Source organism: Methylobacterium sp. E-065, assembly GCF_022829605.1.
Lineage (GTDB): Bacteria > Pseudomonadota > Alphaproteobacteria > Rhizobiales > Beijerinckiaceae > Methylobacterium.
The window spans coordinates 122437-145112 of the sequence record NZ_JAKSYD010000230.1 but is presented as its reverse complement, the minus strand read 5'-3'; the positions used below and the strand labels follow the sequence as shown (position 1 = coordinate 145112).

Genomic DNA, 22676 nt, shown 5'->3' with positions numbered 1-22676 from the left:
TTCGTCGTGTTCGCGAGGCTGTATCCGGTCGACGCTAACCTGGCGAGACCGGTGTCTGGGCGGATGCGTCCGAACCTCAGGAGCCGAACGGATCCCGCGGGATCAGCCGGAATCGGGCCGCCCGCTCCGGCTGGGTGGTGACCACGGCCTGGGGCAGGATCGGCTCCGCATCGTCCAGCACGAACCGGAACCGCCGCAGCAGGTGCGCCAGCGCGATCACCGCCTCGCTGAGCGCGAATTGCGCGCCGATGCAGACCCGCGGGCCGGCGCCGAACGGCAGATAGGCGAAGCGCGGTGGCGGGGGCGCCCCCGGCAGGAACCGGCCGGGATCGAACGCGTCGGGGTCCGACCAGAGCGTCCGGTGCCGGTGGAGCACCCACGGGCTCACCATCACGATATCGCTCGTCTTAACCGCGTGGCCCGCCACCGTGTCGGGCCCAAGCGCTCGGCGCACCACCACGAAGGCCGCCGGGTAGAGGCGCAGGGTCTCGTCGATCACCGCGCGGGTGAGGGGGAGGCGCCCGTCGCTCTGGCAGCCGGTGGGATCGGCGAGATCTGCGCTCCGTGCCTCCGCGGCGACGCGCTCCTGCACCTCCGGGGCGAGGGCCAGCAGGTAGGAGGCCCAGAACAGCGTCCCGGCCGTGGTCTCGTGGCCTGCGAGGATCATGGTGGCCACCTGATCGCGCAGCTCGGCCGGCGAGAACGGGGCGCCCGTGTCGGGATTGCGCGCCGCCGCGAGCAGGTCCAGCAGGTCGCCCGACCCGGCCTGGCTCCGGTCCGTGGCTTGGCGGGCCGCGATGATCCGGTCGAGGAACGGGATCCAGCGGCGGCGGAAGCGCCCGCGCGCCCAGTCGAGCGGCACCGGCCAGCCCGGGGGTGTCACGATGTCGAGCAGGTGCGGCCGGCCCATCCGCTCGCCGTACGCGGCGATGAGCCGGCGCAGCTCCGGTCCGTGCTCGTCCATGCCGACCGAGAACATGGCGCGCCCGGCCACTTCCAGGGCGAGTCGGTAGTACGCGGTGAACAGGTCGACCGGGCCGGCTTTTGCCTCGACGGCGATGTTTTCCAGCCCCTCCGTGATGGCGGTCGCGATGTGCGGTACGAGGCCGTCGATCGCCCGCGGCGTGAAGGCCGGGGCCAGCGTCCGGCGCTGGTGGCGCCAGGCCGAGCCCTCGCTGATCAGGAGGCCGTCGCCGAGGATCGGGCGCAGGATCCGGATCGTCCCGGTGGTGCGCGCGTAATTCGCCTGATTCTCGACGAGGACCCGGCGGATCGCCTCCGGATCGTTCAGGATGAAGCTCGACCGGCCGAGCAGGCCCCTGCGGGTCACCGGTTCCTCGAAGGCGCGGCGGGGGAAACCCCGGAGGCTGTTGTCGCGGATCGAGCGCAGATAGGCCCAGATCGGCAATTCCCGCTCCGGCGGCGTGCGGTGCGGAGGAACCACGCGCGGCAGCCCGGCGAGGCTCGGGGTGGTGCCGGCCTGTGTCACGGTCGCGTCCAAGAGAACGGGCATAGGCGCCACCCTGTGCCGGAGACGGGCTGGGCTGTAAACCGCAGGCCAGTGCGCCGGATCACGCCGCGATCATTCGGCGGCCTTCAGGCGTGCCTCCGGCTTGCGCAGCGGCAGCCGCGCGGGGAAGCGGGCAGCATCCGTCTCCGCGGACAGGCTGGCCACTAGGCTCGCCTGGGGCAGGGTGGCCTCCGCGACATCCAGCAGCGTGTCGACGCCGTGCTCAAGGAACTCGTCCACCCGGTCGACCACCAGAACCTCCGGCCGGCGCAGGATGGCCCGGGCGAGGCCGATCCGCACCCGCACGCGCTCGGTCAGGAGCTGTCCGCGATTGCCGACCTCCTTATCCAGACCGCGCAGCTGGATCGGGCGTTCCAGGTCGAACTCCCGGAATACCGCCCGCGCCTCCCGCTGGATGATCGCCTCGCCGTGCATCCGCGCCGTGTCGATACGGCCGAACAGCAGGTTGTCGAGCACGGTGCTGCGCGGGTTGATCCGGTTGGGATCGTAGGATTCGACGTCGCAGCCATGGTCACCGTGCATGTGGCGCTGGACGATGGTCCGCGCGCCGACGATGCGCTGGCGCAGCGCCTCGTCGAGCAGGCCGAAGCGCATCCGTGGCTCGACATAGGCCAGGGTGAGGGCAAGGAACGCCACGCTGTCGGCCTCGCTGAGGCGCCCATCCTCGGGCAGGCGCGCGAGCCGGCGCAGATAATCCGGCAGGGCATCCGCCGTGATCAGCGAGAAGCGCCGGAACAGCGGATGGCCGGGCGGCACGTCGGCGAAGATGTCCTTGAGGCTGCTGGCGATGGCCACGCCCATGCGGTCGAGGTCGTCGAGGAGGTGCGCCTCCTCCAGCGCCTCGCGGAACAGCGGGGCCGCGGCGAGGCGCTGCGGATCCAACAGCGTCGGGTCGCGCGGGACCCCGAACAGCAGGTTCTCGCCAACGGTCGCTTGATCGTTGTAGCGGCCGCGGGCGAAGGGGATGACGAGGTCGGCAAGGCCCTTCTCGACGAAATGCGCGCGCAGGTGCTCCCGGGCCGCGATCATGCGTTGGCCCACCGGCGTCTCGTGGGTGACCGAGCTGAGGGCGCCGAGGCCGAACCGGTACAGGTCGTCGCCGAGATCGAGGCGGCTCAGCAGATCGAGGAGGTGTGCGTCCAGTTCTTCGGCGTTGCGGATTTCCAGCCGCCGGTAGTCGATCCACGGGTCGTCAACGCTGTCGCACGGGTTGCCGGTCTTCACCGCCTCGTTGATCCGCATCTTGCTGAGATCAAGGCTGCCAGTCCGCAGCGGCCGGATGCGCAGGCCGTAGAGCACGTTGTCGCGCAAGGTCCCCGGGAACAGGACCGGCTCCACGCCGGCGAAGGCGATGCGATAGGCATGAGCCGGCCGCGGCAGGATCGACAGGTCGTGCTTACCGATCCGGATCGTGCCGCCCGGCGCGGTCTGCAGGCCGGCGAGGACGCGGGCGAATTCCTGGGCGGCCGGGCCGGGCGGGACGAGGGCGAGCCGCGTCGGCAGTGGCACCTCGGCGTCGCCGACCTCGATTGGGCCGCCGCCCTGCGGATCGCGCAAGGTCAGGCCCTCGACCCGGAGCGGGCTACCGAGCGGCGGCGGCGTCTCGCCTAACTCGGGTTCGGCGGGCTGCAGGCGCTGCGGCCCGAAATGCGCCGCCACGGTCTCGTACTTCACCTCGACGTCGAGGCGCTGCTGATCCCAGTCGATCAGCTCCTTGAGCGGCGGGGGCAGGTCGCGATAGGCGGCGAGGACGGCCACGAGCTGGCCGATATCGAGCTCGCCTTTCAGGGCGAAGACGCCGCCGATCGCGTAGAACAGGAACGGCGTCACCTGGGCGAGCAGGTTGTTGAGGTATTTGACCGCGAACTTCCGCCGGTAGATCCGCAGGCGCAGGTCGTAGAGGCTGTAGAGTCGCCCGCCGATCTCCGCCCGCTCCCAGCGGCCGGTATCGTTGATGAGTACCGCCGGTAGCCCGTCGAGCACCTCGGCGACGCGGCCCGCGAGGGCGCGCGAGGCGATCTGTCGGCGGCGGCTCAGACGGATGATCTCCCGGCGCAGCCGCGGGATCACGGTCATCTGCACCGCGACCATGCCGCCGGCCGCGAGGCCGAGCCACAGGTTCTGCATCAGGATGAAGGCGAGCGCGGTTGCGGCCTGCGTGCCCAGGAATACCGGCACCACGATCGCGTCGCCGATGAAGGAGCCGATCGGCTCGACCTCGTCGCGGATGATCGTCGCGGTCTCGGAGGATTTCACCTCCCGCTGCGTCTCCGGCGAGAAGCGCAGCATCAGGCAGAACAACTGGAAGCGCAGGCGTCGGAGCATCCGCTCGCCCAAGATGCCCTTCTGCAGGTTGATCCAGAACTTGAAGGCGCCGTTGATCAGCACGAGGCCGAGGAACAGGGTGGAAAGGCCGAGCAGCAGCTCGAACCGGTCGACCTGAAACCCCTCGAACAGCCGCGTCGTCCCGCCGCCGAGCGCTTGGGGCCACGACACGGTGATGTCGAGGAACGAAGCGGTCGCCTCGCCGTGGGAGAAGGCCTTGCCGGTGATTGCGTCGTTGACGATGCGCTTGGGCAGGTCGAGCGAGGCGAAGTAGAACGGCAGTGAGGCCAGGACGACGGCGCAGATCCGGAACTGGTCGGCCTTCGAGTAGCGCCAGATGTACGGAAACAGCCGCGGCTCAAGCGCGCGCATCGGCTCGTTCCATGAGGCAGCCGTCGGAGCGGAGGTCATACCGGTTCGCCGCGCCCATGCGTGGGCGTAGAATCAACACGGTAGCCCAGCGGTCTGGTTTCATCCAATGCACCCGAGAGGTCCGCCCTGCGCGAACTGGTGGACCGCATCGCTGCGTCATCGGTCCGTCATATAGGGAGAAGGCCGGCGCCTTCGATCGCATGGCTGCCGCGCAGCCGCGTCGTCCGGGTTGGAGGTGGCGACCGCGCGGTCAGACCGCGCGGGTCAGGCCGCCGTCCACGCGCAGGTTTTGGCCGGTGATGTAGGCGGCACCCTCGGAGGCGAGGAACGCGATCGTGGCGGCGATCTCGCCGATCCGTCCGTAGCGGGCCATCGGCACGCTCTGTCGGCGCTCCTCCGTGGCCGGCAGGCTGTCGATCCAGCCCGGCAGCACGTTGTTCATGCAGACGTTATCGGCGGCGTAGCTGTCGGCGAACAGCTTCGTGTAGGCGGCGAGCCCCGCGCGGAACACCGCCGAGGTCGGGAACATCGGGCTCGGCTCGAAGGCCCAGGCGGTCGAAATGTAGATGATCGCCCCGGCGCGCCGCGCCTGCATGATCGGCATCACGAGGCGGACCGTGCGCACGACGTTCATCAGGTAGGTGTCCAGGCCGGCGTGCCACTGGGCGTCCGTGATGTCGAGCAGCGGCGCCCGGGGCCCGTGGCCGGCGCTGTTGACCAGGACATCGATCCGGCCCCAACGCGCCATGGCTCCGTCGACGAGGCGCTGCAGGTCCTAGGGCGACTGGTTCGAGCCGGTCACGCCGAATCGGCCAAGCTCCTGGGCCAGCGCTTCGCCCTTGCCGGAGGACGAAAGGATCGCGACGGCGAAACCGTCCTCCGCCAGCTTGCGGGCGGCCACCGCCCCCATGCCGATGCCCCCTGCCGTCACGAGCGCCACTTTCCCGCCCATTGTCGTCCGCTCCGCTGTCCTCTGACGTTTCGAAGAAACCGGGGCGGCGAATCGCCACCGCCCGCGATTTTCCCAGCTCAGGCAGTGTCCCATCGACAGGTCGGGCTGTCCGGGCCCCCTCTCGCATACCTTTTCCTCTGCGAGAGTGGGCGCGCATTATGCTGGTTCTGCTGTTCCCTACAGAGGTGTCGGGCCCTCGTGGTCCGGCAGCTCAGGGCACGGCGGGATGCAACCATGCACGCGTCGGCCTTGCCCCGGAGCGCGTGTCCTTATATTGCGACGCAACCACCACGACTCCGTACCTGGACCGGCGCGGACGGCCGCGCCGCGCGGCCGCCAGGGAGCCGGCACAACCCGTTTCGGGCCGACATGAATCTGCGCAACATCGCCATCATCGCTCACGTCGACCACGGCAAGACGACGCTCGTCGACAAGCTGCTGGCCCAGTCCGGCACCTTCCGCGAGAACCAGCGGGTCGAGGAACGGGCGATGGACTCGAACGACCTCGAGAAGGAACGTGGCATCACGATCCTGGCGAAGGCCACCTCGGTGGTCTGGAAGGACACCCGCATCAACATCGTCGACACCCCCGGCCACGCCGATTTCGGCGGCGAGGTCGAGCGTATCCTGTCGATGGTCGACGGCGTGATCGTGCTGGTCGACGCCGCCGAGGGGCCGATGCCGCAGACCAAGTTCGTGGTCGGTAAGGCCCTCAAGATCGGCCTGCGCCCGATCGTGGCGATCAACAAGGTCGACCGGCCGGATGCCCGCATCACCGAGGTGGTGAACGAGGTGTTCGATCTCTTCGCCGCCCTCGACGCCACCGACGACCAGCTCGACTTCCCGATCCTCTACGGGTCCGGCCGCAACGGCTGGATGGCCGACAGCCCGGATGCCGACCCCTCGGTCGGCCTGGAGCCGCTGTTCGCGCTCGTGCTCCAGCACGTCCCCCCCGCCAAGGTGGAGGAGGGGCCGTTCCGGATGCTCGGCACCCTGCTCGAGGCCAACCCGTTCCTCGGCCGGATCATCACCGGGCGCATCGCCTCCGGTACCGTGAAGCCGAACCAGCAGATCAAGGTGCTCTCGCGCGACGGCAAGGTCGTGGAGACCGGCCGCGTCTCGAAGATCCTGGCCTTCCGCGGCCTGGAGCGCGCGCCGATCGACGTCGGCGAGGCGGGCGATATCGTCTCGATCGCCGGCCTGATGAAGGGCACGGTGGCCGACACCTTCTGCGACCCGCAGGTCGACACGCCGATCCAGGCCCAGCCGATCGATCCGCCCACCGTGACGATGTCGTTCATCGTGAACGACTCGCCGCTGGCCGGCACCGAGGGCGACAAGGTCACGAGCCGGATGATCCGCGACCGCCTGTTCAAGGAAGGCGAGGGCAACGTCACGCTCAAGATTGAGGAAGCGACCGACAAGGACTCGTTCTACGTGTCCGGCCGCGGCGAATTGCAGCTCGCCATCCTGATCGAGACCATGCGCCGCGAGGGCTTCGAGATCGCGGTCTCGCGTCCGCGCGTCGTCTTCGAGAAGGACGAGGAGGGCAACCTGCTCGAGCCGATCGAGGAGGTCGTGATCGACGTGGACGAGGAGCATTCCGGCGTCGTCGTCCAGAAGATGTCGGAGCGTAAGGCTGACATGCTGGAGATGCGGCCGTCGGGCGGTGATCGCCTGCGCCTCGTATTCCACGCCCCGACCCGTGGCCTGATCGGCTACCAGGGCGAGTTGCTGACCGACACCCGTGGCACGGCGATCATGAACCGCCTGTTCAAGGCCTACGAGCCCTTCAAGGGCGAGATCGCCGGCCGCCGCAACGGCGTGCTCATCTCGAACGACAAGGGCGAGGCGGTGGCCTACGCCATGTGGAACCTCGAAGACCGCGGCCCGATGATGATCGAGCCCGGCTGGAAGGTCTACCAGGGCATGATCATCGGCGAGCACAACCGCGAGAACGATCTCGAGGTGAACGTGCTCAAGGGCAAGAAGCTGACCAACATCCGCACCACCTCGAAGGACGAGGCTGTGCGCCTGACACCTCCGATCCGGATGACCCTGGAGAAGTCGCTGGCCTGGATCCAGGACGACGAGTTGGTCGAGGTCACGCCGAAGTCGATCCGGCTGCGCAAGACCGTGCTGGATCCGAACGACCGCAAGCGGGTCGAGCGTTCCTCGAAGGACAGCGCGGCCTGAACTGAACGGCCGGCAACCGGACGCTCATGTCCGGTTGCTAATGCAGACCTTATTCCGGATCGCTCTCGGGTCCATCGAATCCTTATGCCGGGCTTCCCAGTTTGGCATGGCGGTACCCGAGAGGTCCGCGTGAACCCCCAGACGACCATGACCGTCGCGTTGAACTCGTCCCTGCCGGCCTCAGCCGGCACGCCCCTGTCCTATCTCGTCGGTCAGGACGGCGCGGGCCATTGGGTGGCCGTCGAGACCGGCGGGCGTGCAGGGGGCATCTTCCGCAGCCGCCAGGATGCGATCCGTTACGCCTGCGTCGAAAGCGGCTGCCGACCCGACGCGGTGAAGCTGGCCACAGATCCGATCCCGTTCCGGCTCGTCTGAGCCGTCCGGCTGGCGTCAGCTCCCCCCCGGGTCGGTCTCGTCGTTCTGGCTTCCACCGCTCGACGGCCCGGCTCCGGGATGACCCTCGGTCTTCTCGTTCGGATCCTTGACCGCGTCGGGTGCGATGTTCTTGGGCTTCTCGGGCTTCGCACCCGTGTCCTCGCGCTCGCTCATTCTTGGTTCTCCCCTTCCGCCCTGTAGTGCCCGTCCGCGACTGTCTCGCCGGCGTCAGGACCGCGGGACGCCTTCTGGTCTGAGTGGCCACCGGACGAGCCCCCGGTCGCCGGCGGCGACCGCCCAGGCTCGCCGGTCTGGCCCCAACCCTCGCGAGGTTCCGGTTGAGGCTTTTCGCCCCCGCCCATGTTGGTGATGGCCGCCTGATCGGCCGTCTGGTGGCCGCCCCCGGCGGGCGAATCGCCACGGGACCCGACCGCGTCGTCGGGCTTGCGGGTGACGGTGCCGGATTCGCTGGTCGGCCGGGCCATCAGCGCTTCCCGTCGTCCTGGCCGACGGCGGCCGTGGCGCGGTCGATCGCCTCGCTCAGATCCGAGCCGCTGCCGGACGCGTTCTCGCTGAACGTACCCTTCAGCTTGTCGAGGTTCTCGCGCGGCGTCTCCGCCTCGGTCGCATCCGTTGCATCGGAGCCGGGGGTGCCGGAGGCGATCCGCGCGGATTCGGCGTCGCCCGCCGGGTTTCGCTTCAGATCCGCCTGCGTGCGGTCAGGCAAGCCGATATCCAGCGGCGAGTCCTGGCCAAGATCCTGGCCGTTTCGGTCCGCGTTCGCGTCGAAGTCCTTGAGGGACGGTCGTCCTGTCTGGCCGGTCATGGCGCGCCTTTCCGTGTCTTCGCAGGACAACCGGGGCGGCGCGGGAGAGTTGCGCCCCCCGGGCGATGGGGCGCGGGCAACAGCGTTCGGACGTTAGCGTCCGATGATGCGCGGCAGGAGCTTCTGGGCTAGGCGCAGCACCGTATCCTCCGCCGCGCCGCGGTCGATCGACCGGGCATCGATCGTCAGAAGATCGCCGTCACGGAGGACGATGGCGGTCGCGCCGGCGCCTGTCTCGAACGCGTAGGACGTGATCCACGCGACCCCCGGACCGGCCGGCAGAGTGGTCAGCCGGCAATCCGGGTTCTTCTTGACGCATATCGTCTCCAGCGCGCCCATCGTGGTCTTGCCGGAGCGGATCCGGCCCTCGGTGCCGTCCGTGAGACGGCCCAACTGCAGCGCGACCGTCGGCGCGCCGTCACAGCCGGGGCAGGTGAGCATGAGCTGGAACGGCTCCGCCTGCGCGGTGGCATCCTTGCCGAGGGCCGTGCGTGCGTCCTCCGCCAGCGGTGTCCGATCGTGCACTGCAAAACCCAGCGCCAGCAAGGTTTGCGACCAGAGGCAGCACAAGATCACGACCAAACAACGCATGACAGAACCCTCGATCGATCACGCTTCTTGCGGTACCGGAACGATCGAGGAAGATCCAGGCTCGAAATGCAACGTTGATCGATAAGGGTGATGGCAAAAACAGCTGTATTTTATTAGAAGAAATCGACGTAACTGTAGAAATTATTCGCTATTTTTAGAAATAAAGCTATGAAAATCCGCCAATTGTTCAGCAGGAATATGTAACTCGCACCACACCATCCTCGGGAAACACACCGGGCGTGTGGCTTTCCCGCAGGGTCGCCCGCGATCGGATCCACCGATGGTATGGCTCCGCACCGTTCGATCCAGCGCGGAGCCAGAGCCCGTTCCGTCGCGGAACGGGCTGCGTTCGGCTTAGCCGATCCCGTCGAACAGCGCCGACGAGATGTAGCGCTCGGCGAAGCTGCAGGCGATCGTGACGATGCGCTTGCCCTTGAATTCCGGCCGCTTGGCCAGCTCCAGGGCAGCGGCGACGTTGCCGCCGGTCGAGATGCCGCCCGGGATGCCGTCGAGGCGGGCGAGCGCCCGAGCGGTCTCGAAGGCGGTCTGGTTGGAGACCTTCAGCACCCCGTCGAGGATGTCGGTGTGGAGGTTGTCAGGGATGAAGCCGGCGCCGATACCCTGGATCTTGTGCGGGCCCGGCTGGCCGCCCGAGATCACCGGAGAATCCTCCGGCTCGACGGCAAAGACCTTCAGATTCGGCAGGCGCGGCTTCAGCACCTCGCCGACGCCCGTCACGGTACCACCGGTGCCGACGCCCGCCACGAACGCGTCGAGCTGGCCGCCGGTATCGCTCCAGATCTCCTCGGCGGTGGTCTTCCGGTGGATCTCGGGGTTGGCGGGGTTCGAGAATTGCTGCGGCATCACCGAGCCGGGGATCTCCTTCAAGAGCTCCTCGGCCTTGGCGATCGCGCCCTTCATGCCCTGCGCGCCCGGGGTAAGCGCCAGTTCCGCGCCCAGGAACGCCAGCATCTTGCGCCGCTCCAGCGACATCGTCTCCGGCATGACCAGGATCAGGCGATAGCCCCGGGCCGCGGCCGTGAAGGCGAGCGCGATGCCGGTGTTGCCCGAAGTCGGCTCCACCAGCGTGCCGCCCGGCTGAAGCTTGCCGGACGCCTCCAGCGCGTCGATCATGTTGACGCCGATACGGTCCTTGACGCTGGCGATCGGGTTGAAGAACTCCAGCTTCAGCAGGATCTCGGCGTCGACCCCGTACTCCTTCGGCAGGCGGTTCAGGCGGACCAGGGGGGTGTTGCCGATCGTCTCGGTGATCGAGCCGTAGACACGGCCATGCCCGACCTTCGCCGGCGCGTTGAGGGAATCGGCCATCGCGGAGCTCCTGCTCGTAGTGGGATCGGTGAGATGTGGGTCCGGTCGGTCGAGACCAAGCCCCCGGGCGGGAGGCTTTGGATCGGCCCGGACGGGAGGCTGCGATATCGCGTTGCCGCCACGGGGGCAATTGGGCTAAGTGCCCATATCAAAAGTTCTTTCCGCTTTCGCTTCGATCTCTGCCGCGTCGTGGAATAGCCTTGCTGGCTGTCGCGAAAGCGATAGAAAGTTATTCTCCCGGTCGGTGCCGGTCCGGCGCGCCAGCGCGGCGAGGGTGTTGATGACGAAGCGCGTGCCAGCCTCGGGAATCACGATGGCGACCCGCCGGATGACGCTCCTCGGAGCACTGAGTCTCCTCGCGCCTCGGCCAGTCCGGTCCGAGGAGCCTGTTCGCGTGGTCCTGGCGACCGCGACACCGGGCGGCGGCTTTCCGGCCTTCGGTGCGGCCTTCGCGGACACGATCCGCCAAGCGGACCCGGCCCTGATCATCGAGCCCCGCGCCAGCGGCGGCTCCGCGGAGAATCTCAGTCTCCTACAGGCCGGCAGCGTCGATCTGGGTCTTGTGCAGGGGGAGTACGCCTACCCCGCTTTCGCGGCCGCCGACGGTGTCTCCGTGCTGGCTTCGATGTATCCGACGCCCGGTCTGTTCGTCGTGCCGGCGGCCAGCCCGATCCGATCGGTCGCGGATCTGCGCGGGCGCACGGTCGTGCTGGGCACGCACATGTCGGGGCTCACCGTGATGGCCCGCAGCGCGCTCGCCGCCTCGGGGCTCGACCCCGCGCATGACATCCGCCCGGTCCTGCTCGATCACGCCGGTGATGGCCCTAGGCTGGTGCGCGAGGGTCAGGCCGATGCGCTCTGGGGCGGCGGGCTCGACTGGCCGGGCTTCGCTACCATGGCCCGGGCTCCGGGCGGGGCGCGCTTCTTCGGCCCCTCGGACGCCGGGATCGCGCGTCTGGCGCAGCCGGGCGCCGCGCTGAAGCGCCTGACGGTTCCGGCCGGTAGCTTCCCCGGACAGGTGGAGCCGATCGAGACGGTGGGCTCGTGGAGCTTCATCCTCGCGCGCTCAGGCTTCGACGGAGATGCGGCCGAACGCATCGTCCGCGCGCTCGGCCGTGACGGGACTGCCACGACGAACCCGAAGAACCTGATCGGCCTCGTGCCGGCGGATCGCATCAATCCAGCGACCGCGCGCTATCTTCGCGCAGCCGGGCTCGTCCAGCCGTAAAAGAGCCGCCGATCAGCGGAACGAGGCGACGCGGCGATCCCGCTTCCGCTCGGCCGCCGGCTGATAGGCGATCTCGGCGTGATGCGTGCAGTAGGGCAAACCGGTGATCGAGCGGCCGCCGCAGAACCGGAATTCCGGCGTTGTCGGATCGCCGAGCGGCCAGCGGCACATGGATTCCCGGAGGTCCATGATGGTGACGCGCTGAGAGACCGCCAGGGGCGTCGGCGAAGCGGCTGGTGCTGCCAACGGGAAGGCCGGCGCCGGACGATGCGACAGGATCGCCACCGGCTCGGGGGCCTGCGTTTCCACCACCGCGATGGCCGTCTCGATTTCGATCGCCTTCGCCGGCTGAACCGCGGCGACGGGGGCTTCTTCCCCACCCCGGGCGCGGCCCGCCAGACCCAGGCGATGGACCTTGCCGATCACCGCGTTGCGCGTGACGCCGCCGAGCTGCGCGGCGATCTTGCTCGCGCTCTGCCCGTCCTCCCACAGCCGGCGCAGGAGCGCCACGCGATCATCTGTCCAGCCTACAGCCGCTTCCATCTACCCCTCCGCCCCCTGCAGCCCGCGCTGCGCCAAGGTCCGGCGCGTGCAACCCGGGTCCAAGGATCCGTCCAACGGCGGATCATGCCACCGAGCGGACCGCGCCCCCGATCAACGCAGGCCGAGCCGCGGTGCGACACCCTGTCCCGTCAAGCCGCACGGAACCCTAGCGCGGCGCTGACGAACGTTGCAAGGGTGCTCGCCTGCCCTCCGCGGCCCCTGTCCACTGGCAATGGCGCGATCGGGATCCCAGACGCTGCCGTCGTGACGCTGCCCGGGCATCGTCGCATACCGAACGGACCCCGGTAGCAACCAAGCTATGTCCGGCCACGCTTGCGCCGCGTTCCTGTGGGATCGTGACCCAGGCGCAACAGCAGGCCTTTATCCGGCCCGCCGGGCGACAAAGTCGGAACGTGCGTCACAGCCAAGCTCGTTTCGTGTGGCAAGGTGGCCGAGCTTCACGGATCAGGGTGACGAGGATGGGTTTCCGTCGGACAGGCTTTCGGGCGCTGACCGCGCTCGGGCTGGCGGGTCAGGTGGCGGCCTGCGGCAGCCTTCCGCGCACGCCTTACAGTGCCGAGCAGGCCGCCTTTGCGAGTGTTCCAGGCATCCCCGGCGCGCGCGTCTACGCGGACGCCTCGGTGGAGACGATCGCGGAACTCGCCGCCAATCCGCAGCGACGGAACAAGGGTTTCAACTATCTGGCGCTGTCGGGTGGCGGCGGCGACGGGGCTTACGGAGCCGGCGTCCTCAACGGCTGGACGGCTTCGGGCCAGCGGCCGGAATTCACCCTGGTGTCCGGCGTCTCGACCGGCGCGCTGATCGCGCCGTTCGCGTTCCTGGGGTCCGGCTACGACGCCTATCTCACCGAATTCTACACCAGCGGCGTCGCCGGCGAGCTGGTGGCCTCGCCCAACATCGCCAATGTGCTGTTCGGCTCCGGGCTGTTTGGTGACGGTCGCTTGCGCAACCTGATCGACCGCTACGTCACGCCGGATCTGATCCGGGCGGTGGCCGAGGAGCACGCGAAGGGCCGGCGCCTGCTCGTGGTGACCACGAACCTCGATTCCCAGCGGGCCGTCATCTGGAACATGGGCGCCATCGCGGCGAGCGGCGTGCCGAATGCCCGTGAGCTGTTCCGCGACGTGCTAGCCGCCTCGGCCAGCATCCCGGCAGTGTTCCCGCCGCAATTCATCGACGTCTCGGCCGGCGACGCGCGCTTCCAGGAGATGCATGTCGACGGTTCGGTGGTGACGCCGGTCTTCACCCTGCCGCAGACCCTGCTGCTGCGCGACGGGCGGATCCGCACGGGCGGGAAGGCCGAGATCTACGTCGTGATCAACGGCCGCCTGGAGCCCGATTTCGAGGTCACGAAGGACAACACGCTCTCGATCGTGGAGCGCTCCTTCACGACGGCGAGCCGCGCCCGCTCGCGGGCTACGCTGACCGCGACCTACGCGCTGGCGCGGGGCAACGGCATCGGCTTCAACCTGACTTACATCGACGGAGGTGGTCCGAAGGTGCCGGCCTCGAAGGGCTTTGATACCGCCTATATGCGCAGCCTCTACGACGAGGGCTTTGCCAAGGGTCGGACTGGGACGTTCTGGCAGCACACCGTGCCGGCGGCGCCGACCGTCAAGGAAGTCGCGGGCGCGGTCGCGAACTGATTGATCGCTGGAAGCCGCGCGCCCGGGGCGCGCGGCGTCGGCGCTTACTTGCCCAGGATCTTCGTGACGAGGCGGCCGATCGGGGTCGCCGTGCTGGCGTTCCGGTCGTCGCGGTCGATGGGGCGGTTCTCGTTGCCGAGGAGCTTGGTGACGAGGCGTCCGATCAGGTTCATGGGATGGCCCTCCAGTTTCGCGCCAAAACGGCGCAGCTTCCAAGTCAACGATGGGAAGCGGGCCGCGTTCCACCCGCGGTGCCCGCAGCAGCCTTGTAACACTCACACCTGCATCAGCCGGATGTTGTTCGTGTTGCCCGCCGTGTGGAAGGGGATGCCCGCGGCCACCACGATGACGTCGTTCGGCTTGGCGAAACCCTCCTCCCGCGCGTGCTGGCAAGCTTTCGCCGTCATCTCCTCGTAGGAATCGATATCGTCCGTGAGGACGCTGTGGGCGCCCCACAGCAGGCTCAACCGGCGCGAGGTCGCGAGGTTCGGCGTCAGCGCCAGGATCGCGGCGGCGGGGCGCTTGCGCGCCACCCGGGCCGCCGTCGTCCCACTCGACGTGTAGGCTACGATCGCGGCGGCGTGGATCGCCTCGGCGAGCTCGGCGGTCGCGGTGGCAACCGCGTGGGGCGGCGTCTCCTCCTCGCCGGGCTCCGAGGCCGCCACGATGGAGTGGTAGAGCTTGTGGCCCTCCACGCTGCGGATGATCCGATCCATCATCGCGACCGCCTCCACCGGATAGCGTCCGGTGGCCGATTCCGCCGAGAGCATGACGGCGTCGGCGCCGTCGTAGATCGCAGTCGCGACGTCCGAGGCCTCGGCCCGGGTCGGTGCGGGGGCGTTGACCATCGAGTCGAGCATCTGGGTCGCCACCACCACAGGCTTCACGGCGAGCCGACAGGCGCGGATCAGCTCCTTCTGACGGCCCGGCACATCCTCGTGCGGGATCTCGACGCCGAGATCGCCGCGGGCCACCATCACGGCGTCGGAGAGCCGGATGATGTCGTCGATCCGCTCAAGCGCCTGCGGCTTCTCGATCTTCGACATGATCCCGGCCCTGTCGCCGATGATCCCCCGGGCCTCGATCACGTCGGACGGCTTCTGCACGAAGGACAGGGCCACCCAGTCGACGCCGAGATCGAGCCCGAAGGCGAGGTCGGCCCGGTCCTTGGCGGTCAGCGGCGACAGGTCGAGCAGCGTGCCTGGCAGGTTGACGCCCTTGCGGTTCGAGATCGCCCCGCCGGTCACCACCTCGGCCGTGATGGCAGTACGCTCCGGTCCGATAACCCGCACCCGCACCCGCCCATCGTCGATCAGCAGATCCTGACCGGGCACGACCGCGTCGAAGATCTCCGGGTGGTGCAGCGGGATCGTCTGCTTGTCGCCCTCGGCACCTTCGAGGACGAAGCGCACCCGCTCGCCGGCTTGCAGATCGAGGCGGCCGCCCTGCAGCGTGCCGATCCGGATCTTGGGTCCCTGCAGATCCTGCAGGATGCCGATCGGCCGGCCGACCTCCTTCTCGAGGGCGCGGATCGCGGCGTGGACGCGGGCGTGATCCTCCTGCGTGCCGTGGCTGAAATTCAGCCGGAAGGTATCGACCCCGGCGAGGAACAAGGCCTTCAACTGGTCGGGCGCCGAACTGGCGGGGCCCACGGTGGCGACGATCTTGGCGTGGCGGTGGCGGCGCATGCGGGTCTCGGCCTCCTGAGGTTGCCTCTGGGAATCGAGCCGGGCGATCCTTTGCCCCGACGCCGCTCTGTTCAGTGCCGGCGGGCGCCGGAACGAGGGGGATACGCCGCAGACCGGGATCCTGATCGCGCGGCCGCCCGATTCGGCCGGACGCTATCTGGACGCCTCGCGGGCGATCCCGGCAAGCCCCGCCTCGAACACGCCGGCGATGTCGGCGACCGCTTCGGCATCGCTCATCCCCTCGGCGTCGAAGGTCGCGCTCCAGATCACCGTGGATCCGCTGCCGTTCGGCCGGACCGCCAGGGTCGCATTATAGGCGCGCACCGGCAGGGGGCCCTGGATCAAGCCGTAGCTGTAGCTCCGGCCCGTCTCGTCGCGGGCGGTCTCGACCTCTACGATCGTGCCGAGGCCGCCATTCACCACGAGACCCCGGATCTGCGCGCGGATGCCGTCATCGTCGTCGTCGGCCGACAGGATGCAGCGCTCGACCTGCGGGTGCCAGAACTGGATGGCGCAGAAATCGCCGACCAGCGCCCAGACCGCCTCCGCGGGGGCGGGGATGTCGCGGCTGCGGGTGACGTCCAGGGCATGCGCGGGACCGGCGGCGAGTGAAGCCGCAGCGATCGTGGCGAAGGCTATCCGCTTCATCGGTCGATCTCCTTTGGGCCCTCCCGAGGAAGGATGCCCGGGTCGTCGTCCCTCCGGCAGGGCCCAGCGATCACGTTGGCGCGACTCCGACACCTCGGAGCGGGCCGGTTCGCCGCTGGAAACCGCCCCGATCGGCCGGGTATGCTGGGCCCCCACAGAATGCGAGCCCAGAGCGCCGATGAGCAGCCCGACACGCCCCTGTCCGGGAACCCGCAGAGCCGTTTTCGCCTGCGCCCTGGTGCCGACCCTCGTGGTCGCGGCGCCCGATGCAGCTCGGCCCGTGATACCCTTCGAAAGCTGCCGCGCCGACCTCATCGCCTTCGCGACCACGCAGGCCGTGCCGCAGACCCTCGCCGACGCCCAACTCGCCAACCTGACGCCCGATCCCGACGTTCTGGCCGCTACCGCGAGCCAGGGCGAATTCGTCAGGCCGATCTGGGACTACATCGAGGCCAGCGTCACTCCGGCCCGCATCGAGGCGGGCCGAGCCAAGCTCGCCGAGCAGGCCGAGACCTTCGCGTCGATCGAGGCCCGCTACGGGGTCGACCGCCACATCCTGGCGGCGTTCTGGGGCGTGGAATCGAGCTTCGGTGCTGTGCTCGACCACCCCGCCGTGGTGAAGCCGGTGGTGCGCTCCCTGGCGACGCTGGCCTGCGATGATCCCTCCCGCGCACCCTACTGGCGCAACGAACTCTCGGCCGCGCTCCAGATCCTCGCCTGGAACCAAGCGCCCCTCGACCGGATGCCCGGCAGCCTCACCGGTTCCTGGGCAGGCGCGATGGGCCACACCCAGTTCATGCCGAGCGTCTACCAGCGCGATGCGGTTGATTTCGACGGAGACGGCAAGCGCGACATCTGGACCTCGGTACCGGATGCGCTGGCCTCGACGGCGCAGTACCTGCGCGCCCACGGCTGGAAGCCCGGCGAGGGCTGGGGCGCCGAGGCGCTGCTGCCTGAGGGCTTCGACGCCGCCCTGGCCGACGAGACAACGCCGCGCAGCCTTGCCGCGTGGCAGGCGCTCGGCGTACGGCCCGCTCGTCCGGGCGGCATCCCAGACGAGACCGCGGAGGCGACCCTGATCCTGCCTTCCGGAATCCGCGGTCCGGCCTTTCTGCTGCGGCCGAACTTCGCGGTGATCCTGCGCTACAACACGGCGCTCGCCTACGCGCTGACCGTCGCGCTGCTGTCGGACCGCCTGCGCGGCGATCCCGGCCTCGTCCGTGACTGGCCCCGGGGCGACCGGGCGCTCACCGGGGACGAGCGGCGCGACCTGCAGACCCGCCTCACCGAGCGCGGCTTCGCCACTGGCGGCGTCGATGGGAAGATCGGTCCGAAGACCCGGGCGGCACTGCGCGCGTTCCAGAGTTCAAGTGGCTTGCCAGCCGATGGCTACGCTGACGCCGTGCTGCTGGAGCGGATCCGAGGGGCGCCCTGAAGCAGCTCGCCTGGTCGGGAATGAGCGGGTTCTGGGTATCCGAAGGGCTGTGCCCTTTGGTGGGTCGTCAGGGCAAAGCCCTGACACGATCGCAAGGCTCTGCCTTTCACCCGCGAAAGGTCTCGACCTAGCCCGTTTAGGGTGTTTTGACTGGATGCAAGAGGCACGATCCGTGGCCCTTACGTATCCAATGGGAGACACATTCCCCTTCCCAGAAAAGAGAAGAGAGTGCGTTTCGGCCGGTATCTCGGTCCTTTTGCAAACACCTGAAAAGAGCTGGGGCAAGCCCCTCGGAAGTCCGTTCAGGCGGCGTCCCTGGCGAGGCGCTCGCCGCCATGGGCCTCGATGATGTTGCCGAAGAACTGGCGCGCGCTCACCTCCCAGCCCCGGCGCAGGGCTTCTGCGCGGCATTCGGTCCGGGATAGGTCCAGGGCGGCGAGGGCTGCGGCCTGCAGGTCTTGATCGAGGATGCCCACCCGGGTGCCCCCGATCACGTCGTTCGGGCCCGGCACCGGGAAGGCCGCCACTGGCAGGCCGCAGGCGAGCGCCTCCAGCAGCACGATCCCGAACGTGTCGGTCAGGCTCGGGAATACGAACACGTCGCAGGCCGCGTAGACCGCCGAGAGCGACGCTCCCGTCCGAGTCCCGAGGAACCGTGCCGCCGGCGCCAGAGCCTGGAGCCGGCCCCGGTCCGGCCCGTCACCGACCACGATCTTGGTGCCCGGCAGATCGAGGTTCAGGAAGGCCGCGATGTTCTTCTCTACTGCCAGCCGGCCGACATAGAGGAACAGCGGTCGCGGCAGATCGGCGAGTTCCATGGGCGGCGGCGCACCGGGCGTGGCGGGGCGGAACCGCTCGGTGTCGACCCCGCGGGTCCAGCGCATCATGTGGGTGAAGCCGCGGGCCTCCAACTCGCCCTGGAGTGAGGCGGTGCTCACCATCGTGCCGCGGGCGGAGCCGTGGAAGCGGCGTAGATAGGCGTAGGACCACGCCTCCGGCACCGGCAGGCGGGCGGCGAGGTATTCCGGGAAGCGCGTGTGGTAGCTCGTGGTGAACGGCAGGCCGTGCGACAGACAGTGCCGCCGCGCCGCGTATCCTACCGGACCCTCGGTGGCGATGTGGACATGGGTCGGCCGCTCCCCTCGCCAGCGTGACGCCACCCGCACTCGTCCCGCATAGGCGAGGCGGATCTCCGGGTAGCCGGGCATCGGCAGCGAGGGGAAATCCGCAGCCGTCAGCATCGTCGTCGCGAATCCGTGCTCGGGGGCGCGGCGGACCATCTGCTCGAGGGAGCGCACCACGCCGTTGACCTGCGGATGCCACGCATCGCTGGCGATCAGGAGCTTCACGGTCGAGCCCTCACGCCACCGCGCGCCGGCCCGGGACCGCCTGCGGCACGGTCTCGGCCGCGCGATCGCGCAGCAGGCTCGGATAGTGCAGCACCTCCATGCGGCCGTCGTAATGCTCGACGAGCCCGGTGCAGGATTCCACCCAGTCGCCGGTATTGAGGTAGCGCAATTCGCCGATCGGCCGGTCGGCGGCGTGGTGGATGTGGCCGCAGATCACCCCGTCCGCGCCCTGTCGGCGCGCCTCTTCAGCCAGGATCGTCTCGAACCGGCCGATGAAGCTCACCGCGTTCTTCACCCGCAGCTTCGCCCAGGCCGAGAGCGACCAGTAGGACAGCCCGACCCGGCGGCGCATCTTGTTGAGCAGCGTGTTGAGGGACAGAGCCAGCGTGTAGGCCCCGTCGCCGAGATGGGCGAGCCAGGGCGAGTGGCGCACCACCATGTCGAACTGGTCGCCGTGGATCACGAGGTAGCGCCTCCCGTCGGCGGCCTCGTGAATCGCGGTCTCGGAGACTTCGATGCCGCCGAAATTCATGCCGACGTAGTTGCGCAGGAACTCGTCGTGGTTGCCCGGCAGGTAGACGACCTTGGCGCCCTTGCGAACCTTGCGCAGCAGCTTCTGGACGACGTCGTTGTGTTCCTGCGGCCAGTACCAGCCGGAGCGCAGCTGCCAGCCATCCACGATATCCCCGACGAGGTAGATCGTGTCGGCGTCGTAATCCCGCAGGAACGACAGCAGCAGACCGGCCTGGCAGCCCCGCGTCCCGAGATGCAGATCGGACAGGAACAGCGTCCGGACCCGGACCGGCATCTCCTCACCCTCGGCCACGGCTTCCTCTCCCGGCGGCTGAATACGGCCGAAATCCAGAGCGCGATCCCATCTCAGTTTGATGACGCGCCGAGGGCGGCGCCCTGGGAGCCTGGGTGCGTTGCGGCGTGGTTTCTCAATCGGAGATTAGTATCGCTGCGGCGCACAAAAAATTTTTTTGGCAAGTTCCGGAAGTTTTTCCGGTTTTCCTTTCAGGCTACACCGCCTCATAATGCCAGATAACCGGCGGCTCGGTACGAGCGCGGCCGGGCATGACAGGAAGGCGGCGAGGACGGCCCTGGGGCCGTCGGGCGGGACGGCATTTCGGAGGCGACCGGCGCGCGGGGGCGCGCCGCGACGCGAGCGGCACGAGGCCGCCTGCCGCTCCGCTGCGCCCCCCACCCACGGCAGAGGATGGCGTTCGAGGTGGTGTGGCGTGAGCCGCGCCCGCCGGCGCCGGACCGACTCCCGAGGACGTTTAGACCACCCGGCGCAGGCTCGGCCTGCGCGCAATCGACTATTCGGAGGAAACATCATGGCCGCAACCCGGCGCCCCGGTCGCAACCACCTCTTCATTCCCGGCCCGACCAACATCCCGGACCGGGTGCTGCGCGCCATGCACGTGCCGTCCGAGGATCACCGCTCGCCGAGCTTTCCCGAGCTGGTGAAGCCGCTCCTGCAGGACTCCAAGATGGTGTTCGGCTCGACCGCCGGGACCGTGATCCTGTTCCCGTCCTCGGGCACCGGCATCTGGGAATCGGCCCTGTCCAACACCCTCTGCCGCGGCGACACGGTGCTGACCTCGCGCTACGGCCAATTCAGCCACCTCTGGGTCGACATGGCCCAGCGCCTCGGCCTCGACGTGGTCGTTCAGGAAGAGGAGTGGGGCACCGGCGCCGATCCCCAAAAGATCGAGGAGGCCCTGCGCGCCGACAAGGACCACAAGATCAAGGCCGTCATGGTCGTCCACAACGAGACCGCCACCGGCGTCACCAGCGACATCGGCGCGGTCCGCAAGGCGATCGACGCCGCCGGCCACCCGACGCTGCTGTTCGTGGACGGCATCTCATCGATCGGCTCGCTGCCGTTCTACATGGACGAGTGGAAGGTCGACTGCGCCATCGCGGGCTCGCAGAAGGGCTTCATGCTGCCGGCCGGCCTCGGCCTGATCTGCATCAGCCCGAAGGCGCTCAAGATCGCCGAGGGCGGCACCGGCCGCAACGACCGGCTCGGCCACGCCTACTTCGCCTGGAAGGACCAGCTCGCCGCCAACGCCACCGGCTACTTCCCCTACACCCCCGTCCTGCCGCTGCTCTACGGCCTGCGCGAGGCTCTGCAGGTCGTGAAAGAGGAGGGGCTCGAGAACGTCTACCACCGCCACCACGTGCTCGCCGAGGCGACCCGCCAGGCGGTCGCGGCCTGGGGCCTCAAGCCCTGCGCCAAGGAGCCGAAGTGGAACTCCGACACGGTCACGGCGATCGTGGTCCCGGAGGGCGCCGACGCCGCCAAGGTGATCACCCACGCCTACGAGCGCTACAACCTTTCGCTGGGCGCCGGCCTGTCGAAAGTCGCCGGCAAGGTGTTCCGCATCGGCCACCTCGGCGATCTGAACGAGCTGTCGCTGCTCGGTGCCATCGCGGGCGCCGAGATGGCGATGATCGATTGCGGCATCAAGGTCACGCCGGGCTCGGGCGTCGCCGCCGCCTCCAGCTATCTGCGCGAGAATCCGCTGCATAAGGCGTAAGCCGCGCACGCGATCGGGGCGGGACCGGGTTGCCGGGCCTGCCCCGACGCGCAAGTAAGAACAAGACTATCGGGGAAACTACCCGTCGTCCGAGAGGGGTCCTATGACCAAGAAGATCGTGTTCCTGGATCGTGAATCCCTCGATGCCAGGGTCCGACCGTTCAACTTCCCGCACGAATACGTCGAGCACGACTCGACCTGGACGCCGGAGGAGATCGTCTCCCGCCTCCAGGGTGCGGAGATCGCGCTGATCAACAAGGTCCCGATGCGGGCCGAGACGCTGAAGCAGCTCCCCGATCTCAAGCTGATCGCGGTCGCCGCCACCGGCACCGATGTGGTCGACAAGGCCCAGGCCAAAGCGCAAGGGATCACGGTCGTCAACATCCGCAACTACGCGTTCAACACCGTGCCGGAGCACGTGGTCGGGCTGATGTTCGCCCTGCGCCGGGCGATCGTGCCCTATGCCAATTCGGTGCGGCGGGGCGATTGGGCGAAGTCCAAACAGTTCTGCTACTTCGATTATCCGATCTACGACATCGCCGGCTCGACGCTCGGCATCGTGGGCTACGGTGCGCTCGGCAAGTCGATCGCCAAGCGGGCCGAGGCGCTCGGCATGAAGGTTCTGGCCTTCGACGTGTTCCCGCAGGACGGACTCGTGGATTTCGAGACGATCCTGACCCAATCCGACGTGATCACGCTGCACGTACCCCTGACCCCCGACACCAAGGGGATGATCGGTGCGGCCGAACTCAAGCGGATGAAGAAGAGCGCGATCCTGATCAACACGGCCCGGGGCGGGCTGGTCGACGAGGCGGCTTTGCTCGAGGCGCTCAAGGACGGCACCATCGCGGGCGCGGGCTTCGATGTGGTGGCGCAGGAGCCGCCCAAGGACGGCAACATCCTGTGCGATGCCGACCTGCCGAACCTGATCGTCACGCCGCACGTCGCCTGGGCGAGCAAGGAGGCGATGCAGATCCTGGCCGATCAGCTCGTCGACAACGTCGAGGCGTTCGTGGCCGGCAAGCCGCAGAACGTGGTCGAAGCATAACCTCAAGATCTGCGGCGGGCGTTC

21 protein-coding genes and 1 pseudogene are annotated in these 22676 nt (G+C 68.7%); 7 read left to right on the top strand and 15 right to left on the bottom strand.

All coding sequences use genetic code 11. The features are described 5' to 3' along the window. Positions 1-76: 76 nt before the first annotated feature. The 3 genes and pseudogenes from MKK84_RS26995 to MKK84_RS26985 form a co-directional block, all read right to left on the bottom strand. On the bottom strand, positions 77-1513 hold the full coding sequence (locus MKK84_RS26995) for a cytochrome P450 (protein ID WP_243925021.1): 1437 nt from the start codon (positions 1511-1513) through the stop codon (positions 77-79). 69 nt (positions 1514-1582) lie between these two features. Continuing rightward, the gene (locus MKK84_RS26990; protein WP_243925020.1) at positions 1583-4228 is read right to left on the bottom strand and encodes an ABC transporter ATP-binding protein; all 2646 of its coding nucleotides are present in this window, start codon (positions 4226-4228) and stop codon (positions 1583-1585) included. Between the two features lie 250 nt (positions 4229-4478). Beyond that, positions 4479-5180 (bottom strand): annotated as a pseudogene (locus MKK84_RS26985) (SDR family oxidoreductase). A 369-nt stretch (positions 5181-5549) separates the two neighbouring features. Here MKK84_RS26985 and typA point away from each other — a divergent pair. Both typA and MKK84_RS26975 read left to right on the top strand, forming a co-directional pair. Further along, positions 5550-7376 (top strand): translational GTPase TypA, encoded by a 1827-nt coding sequence (gene typA, locus MKK84_RS26980; RefSeq protein WP_243925019.1) that lies wholly within the window; start codon positions 5550-5552, stop codon positions 7374-7376. A 147-nt stretch (positions 7377-7523) separates the two neighbouring features. Continuing rightward, entirely contained in the window at positions 7524-7751 is a 228-nt protein-coding gene (locus MKK84_RS26975) for an RAG2 PHD domain containing protein (protein WP_243925041.1), read from the top strand. Positions 7752-7766: 15 nt separating this feature from the next. Here the strand turns inward: MKK84_RS26975 and MKK84_RS26970 are convergent, their stop codons facing one another. The 6 genes from MKK84_RS26970 to MKK84_RS26945 all read right to left on the bottom strand — a co-directional run bounded on the left by MKK84_RS26970 (position 7767) and on the right by MKK84_RS26945 (position 10809). Beyond that, positions 7767-7925 carry a hypothetical protein gene (locus MKK84_RS26970; RefSeq protein ID WP_243925018.1) on the bottom strand — a complete coding sequence of 53 codons (159 nt, stop codon included), beginning with the start codon at positions 7923-7925 and terminating at the stop codon, positions 7767-7769. Beyond that, positions 7922-8236: a hypothetical protein gene (locus MKK84_RS26965; RefSeq protein WP_243925017.1), complete on the bottom strand. Its 315-nt coding sequence runs from the start codon at positions 8234-8236 to the stop codon at positions 7922-7924. Before MKK84_RS26965 ends, MKK84_RS26970 begins: the two co-directional genes overlap by 4 nt. After that, a complete protein-coding gene (locus tag MKK84_RS26960; protein WP_243925016.1) occupies positions 8236-8577 on the bottom strand; it encodes a hypothetical protein in 342 nt (113 codons plus the stop codon). The genes MKK84_RS26965 and MKK84_RS26960 overlap by 1 nt, the downstream gene beginning before the upstream one ends. A 93-nt stretch (positions 8578-8670) precedes the next feature. Continuing rightward, positions 8671-9168: a hypothetical protein gene (locus MKK84_RS26955; protein WP_243925015.1), complete on the bottom strand. Its 498-nt coding sequence runs from the start codon at positions 9166-9168 to the stop codon at positions 8671-8673. A 354-nt stretch (positions 9169-9522) separates the two neighbouring features. After that, the gene (gene cysK / locus MKK84_RS26950) at positions 9523-10497 is read right to left on the bottom strand and encodes a cysteine synthase A (protein WP_243925014.1); all 975 of its coding nucleotides are present in this window, start codon (positions 10495-10497) and stop codon (positions 9523-9525) included. A gap of 135 nt (positions 10498-10632) precedes the next feature. Further along, positions 10633-10809: a hypothetical protein gene (locus MKK84_RS26945; RefSeq protein ID WP_243925013.1), complete on the bottom strand. Its 177-nt coding sequence runs from the start codon at positions 10807-10809 to the stop codon at positions 10633-10635. On the opposite strand from MKK84_RS26945, the gene MKK84_RS26940 reads away from it, so the two are divergent. After that, complete coding sequence (locus tag MKK84_RS26940) at positions 10778-11725, top strand: TAXI family TRAP transporter solute-binding subunit (RefSeq protein WP_279599728.1); 948 nt, start codon at positions 10778-10780, stop codon at positions 11723-11725. The two genes, MKK84_RS26945 and MKK84_RS26940, sit on opposite strands and share 32 nt — an antisense overlap. 12 nt (positions 11726-11737) lie before the next feature. On the opposite strand, the gene MKK84_RS26935 is transcribed toward MKK84_RS26940, so the two are convergent. Continuing rightward, complete coding sequence (locus MKK84_RS26935) at positions 11738-12268, bottom strand: GcrA family cell cycle regulator (protein WP_243925011.1); 531 nt, start codon at positions 12266-12268, stop codon at positions 11738-11740. A gap of 479 nt (positions 12269-12747) precedes the next feature. Here MKK84_RS26935 and MKK84_RS26930 point away from each other — a divergent pair, with 479 nt between their 5' ends. Next, positions 12748-13935, top strand: a complete 1188-nt coding sequence (locus MKK84_RS26930; protein ID WP_243925010.1) for a patatin-like phospholipase family protein — start codon at positions 12748-12750, stop codon at positions 13933-13935. A 44-nt stretch (positions 13936-13979) separates the two neighbouring features. Here the strand turns inward: MKK84_RS26930 and MKK84_RS26925 are convergent, their stop codons facing one another. From MKK84_RS26925 to MKK84_RS26915, 3 genes are all read right to left on the bottom strand, one after another. Then, a complete protein-coding gene (locus MKK84_RS26925) occupies positions 13980-14108 on the bottom strand; it encodes a TFIIS helical bundle-like domain containing protein (RefSeq protein ID WP_192706684.1) in 129 nt (42 codons plus the stop codon). Positions 14109-14210: 102 nt separating this feature from the next. Further along, complete coding sequence (gene pyk / locus MKK84_RS26920) at positions 14211-15623, bottom strand: pyruvate kinase (protein ID WP_243925009.1); 1413 nt, start codon at positions 15621-15623, stop codon at positions 14211-14213. 153 nt (positions 15624-15776) lie between these two features. After that, positions 15777-16271 carry an SRPBCC family protein gene (locus MKK84_RS26915; protein ID WP_243925008.1) on the bottom strand — a complete coding sequence of 165 codons (495 nt, stop codon included), beginning with the start codon at positions 16269-16271 and terminating at the stop codon, positions 15777-15779. Positions 16272-16449: 178 nt separating this feature from the next. Here MKK84_RS26915 and MKK84_RS26910 point away from each other — a divergent pair, with 178 nt between their 5' ends. Beyond that, positions 16450-17706, top strand: coding sequence for a lytic murein transglycosylase (locus MKK84_RS26910; protein ID WP_243925007.1), 1257 nt, complete (start codon positions 16450-16452; stop codon positions 17704-17706). Between the two features lie 302 nt (positions 17707-18008). Here the strand turns inward: MKK84_RS26910 and MKK84_RS26905 are convergent, their stop codons facing one another. Together MKK84_RS26905 and MKK84_RS26900 are read right to left on the bottom strand one after the other, a co-directional pair. Continuing rightward, entirely contained in the window at positions 18009-19055 is a 1047-nt protein-coding gene (locus tag MKK84_RS26905; RefSeq protein ID WP_243925006.1) for a glycosyltransferase family 4 protein, read from the bottom strand. 10 nt (positions 19056-19065) lie between these two features. Beyond that, complete coding sequence (locus MKK84_RS26900) at positions 19066-19881, bottom strand: UDP-2,3-diacylglucosamine diphosphatase (protein WP_243925005.1); 816 nt, start codon at positions 19879-19881, stop codon at positions 19066-19068. A 514-nt stretch (positions 19882-20395) separates the two neighbouring features. Here MKK84_RS26900 and MKK84_RS26895 point away from each other — a divergent pair. Together MKK84_RS26895 and MKK84_RS26890 are read left to right on the top strand one after the other, a co-directional pair. Then, positions 20396-21604: an aminotransferase class V-fold PLP-dependent enzyme gene (locus tag MKK84_RS26895; RefSeq protein ID WP_243925004.1), complete on the top strand. Its 1209-nt coding sequence runs from the start codon at positions 20396-20398 to the stop codon at positions 21602-21604. A 103-nt stretch (positions 21605-21707) separates the two neighbouring features. After that, positions 21708-22652, top strand: a complete 945-nt coding sequence (locus tag MKK84_RS26890; protein WP_243925003.1) for a D-2-hydroxyacid dehydrogenase — start codon at positions 21708-21710, stop codon at positions 22650-22652. Positions 22653-22676 lie beyond the last annotated feature (24 nt).

Bases quoted from the DNA above. Each gene is read 5' to 3' on its own strand.
- MKK84_RS26965 (WP_243925017.1), bottom strand. From the start codon at position 8,236: ATGGCCCGGCCGACCAGCGAATCCGGCACCGTCACCCGCAAGCCCGAC.
- MKK84_RS26910 (WP_243925007.1), top strand. From the start codon at position 16,450: ATGAGCAGCCCGACACGCCCCTGTCCGGGAACCCGCAGAGCCGTTTTC.
- typA (WP_243925019.1), top strand. From the start codon at position 5,550: ATGAATCTGCGCAACATCGCCATCATCGCTCACGTCGACCACGGCAAG.
- MKK84_RS26960 (WP_243925016.1), bottom strand. From the start codon at position 8,577: ATGACCGGCCAGACAGGACGACCGTCCCTCAAGGACTTCGACGCGAAC.
- MKK84_RS26930 (WP_243925010.1), top strand. From the start codon at position 12,748: ATGGGTTTCCGTCGGACAGGCTTTCGGGCGCTGACCGCGCTCGGGCTG.
- MKK84_RS26995 (WP_243925021.1), bottom strand. From the start codon at position 1,513: ATGCCCGTTCTCTTGGACGCGACCGTGACACAGGCCGGCACCACCCCG.
- MKK84_RS26970 (WP_243925018.1), bottom strand. From the start codon at position 7,925: ATGAGCGAGCGCGAGGACACGGGTGCGAAGCCCGAGAAGCCCAAGAAC.
- MKK84_RS26915 (WP_243925008.1), bottom strand. From the start codon at position 16,271: ATGAAGCGGATAGCCTTCGCCACGATCGCTGCGGCTTCACTCGCCGCC.
- MKK84_RS26955 (WP_243925015.1), bottom strand. From the start codon at position 9,168: ATGCGTTGTTTGGTCGTGATCTTGTGCTGCCTCTGGTCGCAAACCTTG.
- pyk (WP_243925009.1), bottom strand. From the start codon at position 15,623: ATGCGCCGCCACCGCCACGCCAAGATCGTCGCCACCGTGGGCCCCGCC.
- MKK84_RS26890 (WP_243925003.1), top strand. From the start codon at position 21,708: ATGACCAAGAAGATCGTGTTCCTGGATCGTGAATCCCTCGATGCCAGG.
- MKK84_RS26895 (WP_243925004.1), top strand. From the start codon at position 20,396: ATGGCCGCAACCCGGCGCCCCGGTCGCAACCACCTCTTCATTCCCGGC.
- cysK (WP_243925014.1), bottom strand. From the start codon at position 10,497: ATGGCCGATTCCCTCAACGCGCCGGCGAAGGTCGGGCATGGCCGTGTC.
- MKK84_RS26975 (WP_243925041.1), top strand. From the start codon at position 7,524: ATGACCGTCGCGTTGAACTCGTCCCTGCCGGCCTCAGCCGGCACGCCC.
- MKK84_RS26990 (WP_243925020.1), bottom strand. From the start codon at position 4,228: ATGCGCGCGCTTGAGCCGCGGCTGTTTCCGTACATCTGGCGCTACTCG.
- MKK84_RS26940 (WP_279599728.1), top strand. From the start codon at position 10,778: ATGACGAAGCGCGTGCCAGCCTCGGGAATCACGATGGCGACCCGCCGG.
- MKK84_RS26935 (WP_243925011.1), bottom strand. From the start codon at position 12,268: ATGGAAGCGGCTGTAGGCTGGACAGATGATCGCGTGGCGCTCCTGCGC.
- MKK84_RS26925 (WP_192706684.1), bottom strand. From the start codon at position 14,108: ATGAACCTGATCGGACGCCTCGTCACCAAGCTCCTCGGCAACGAGAAC.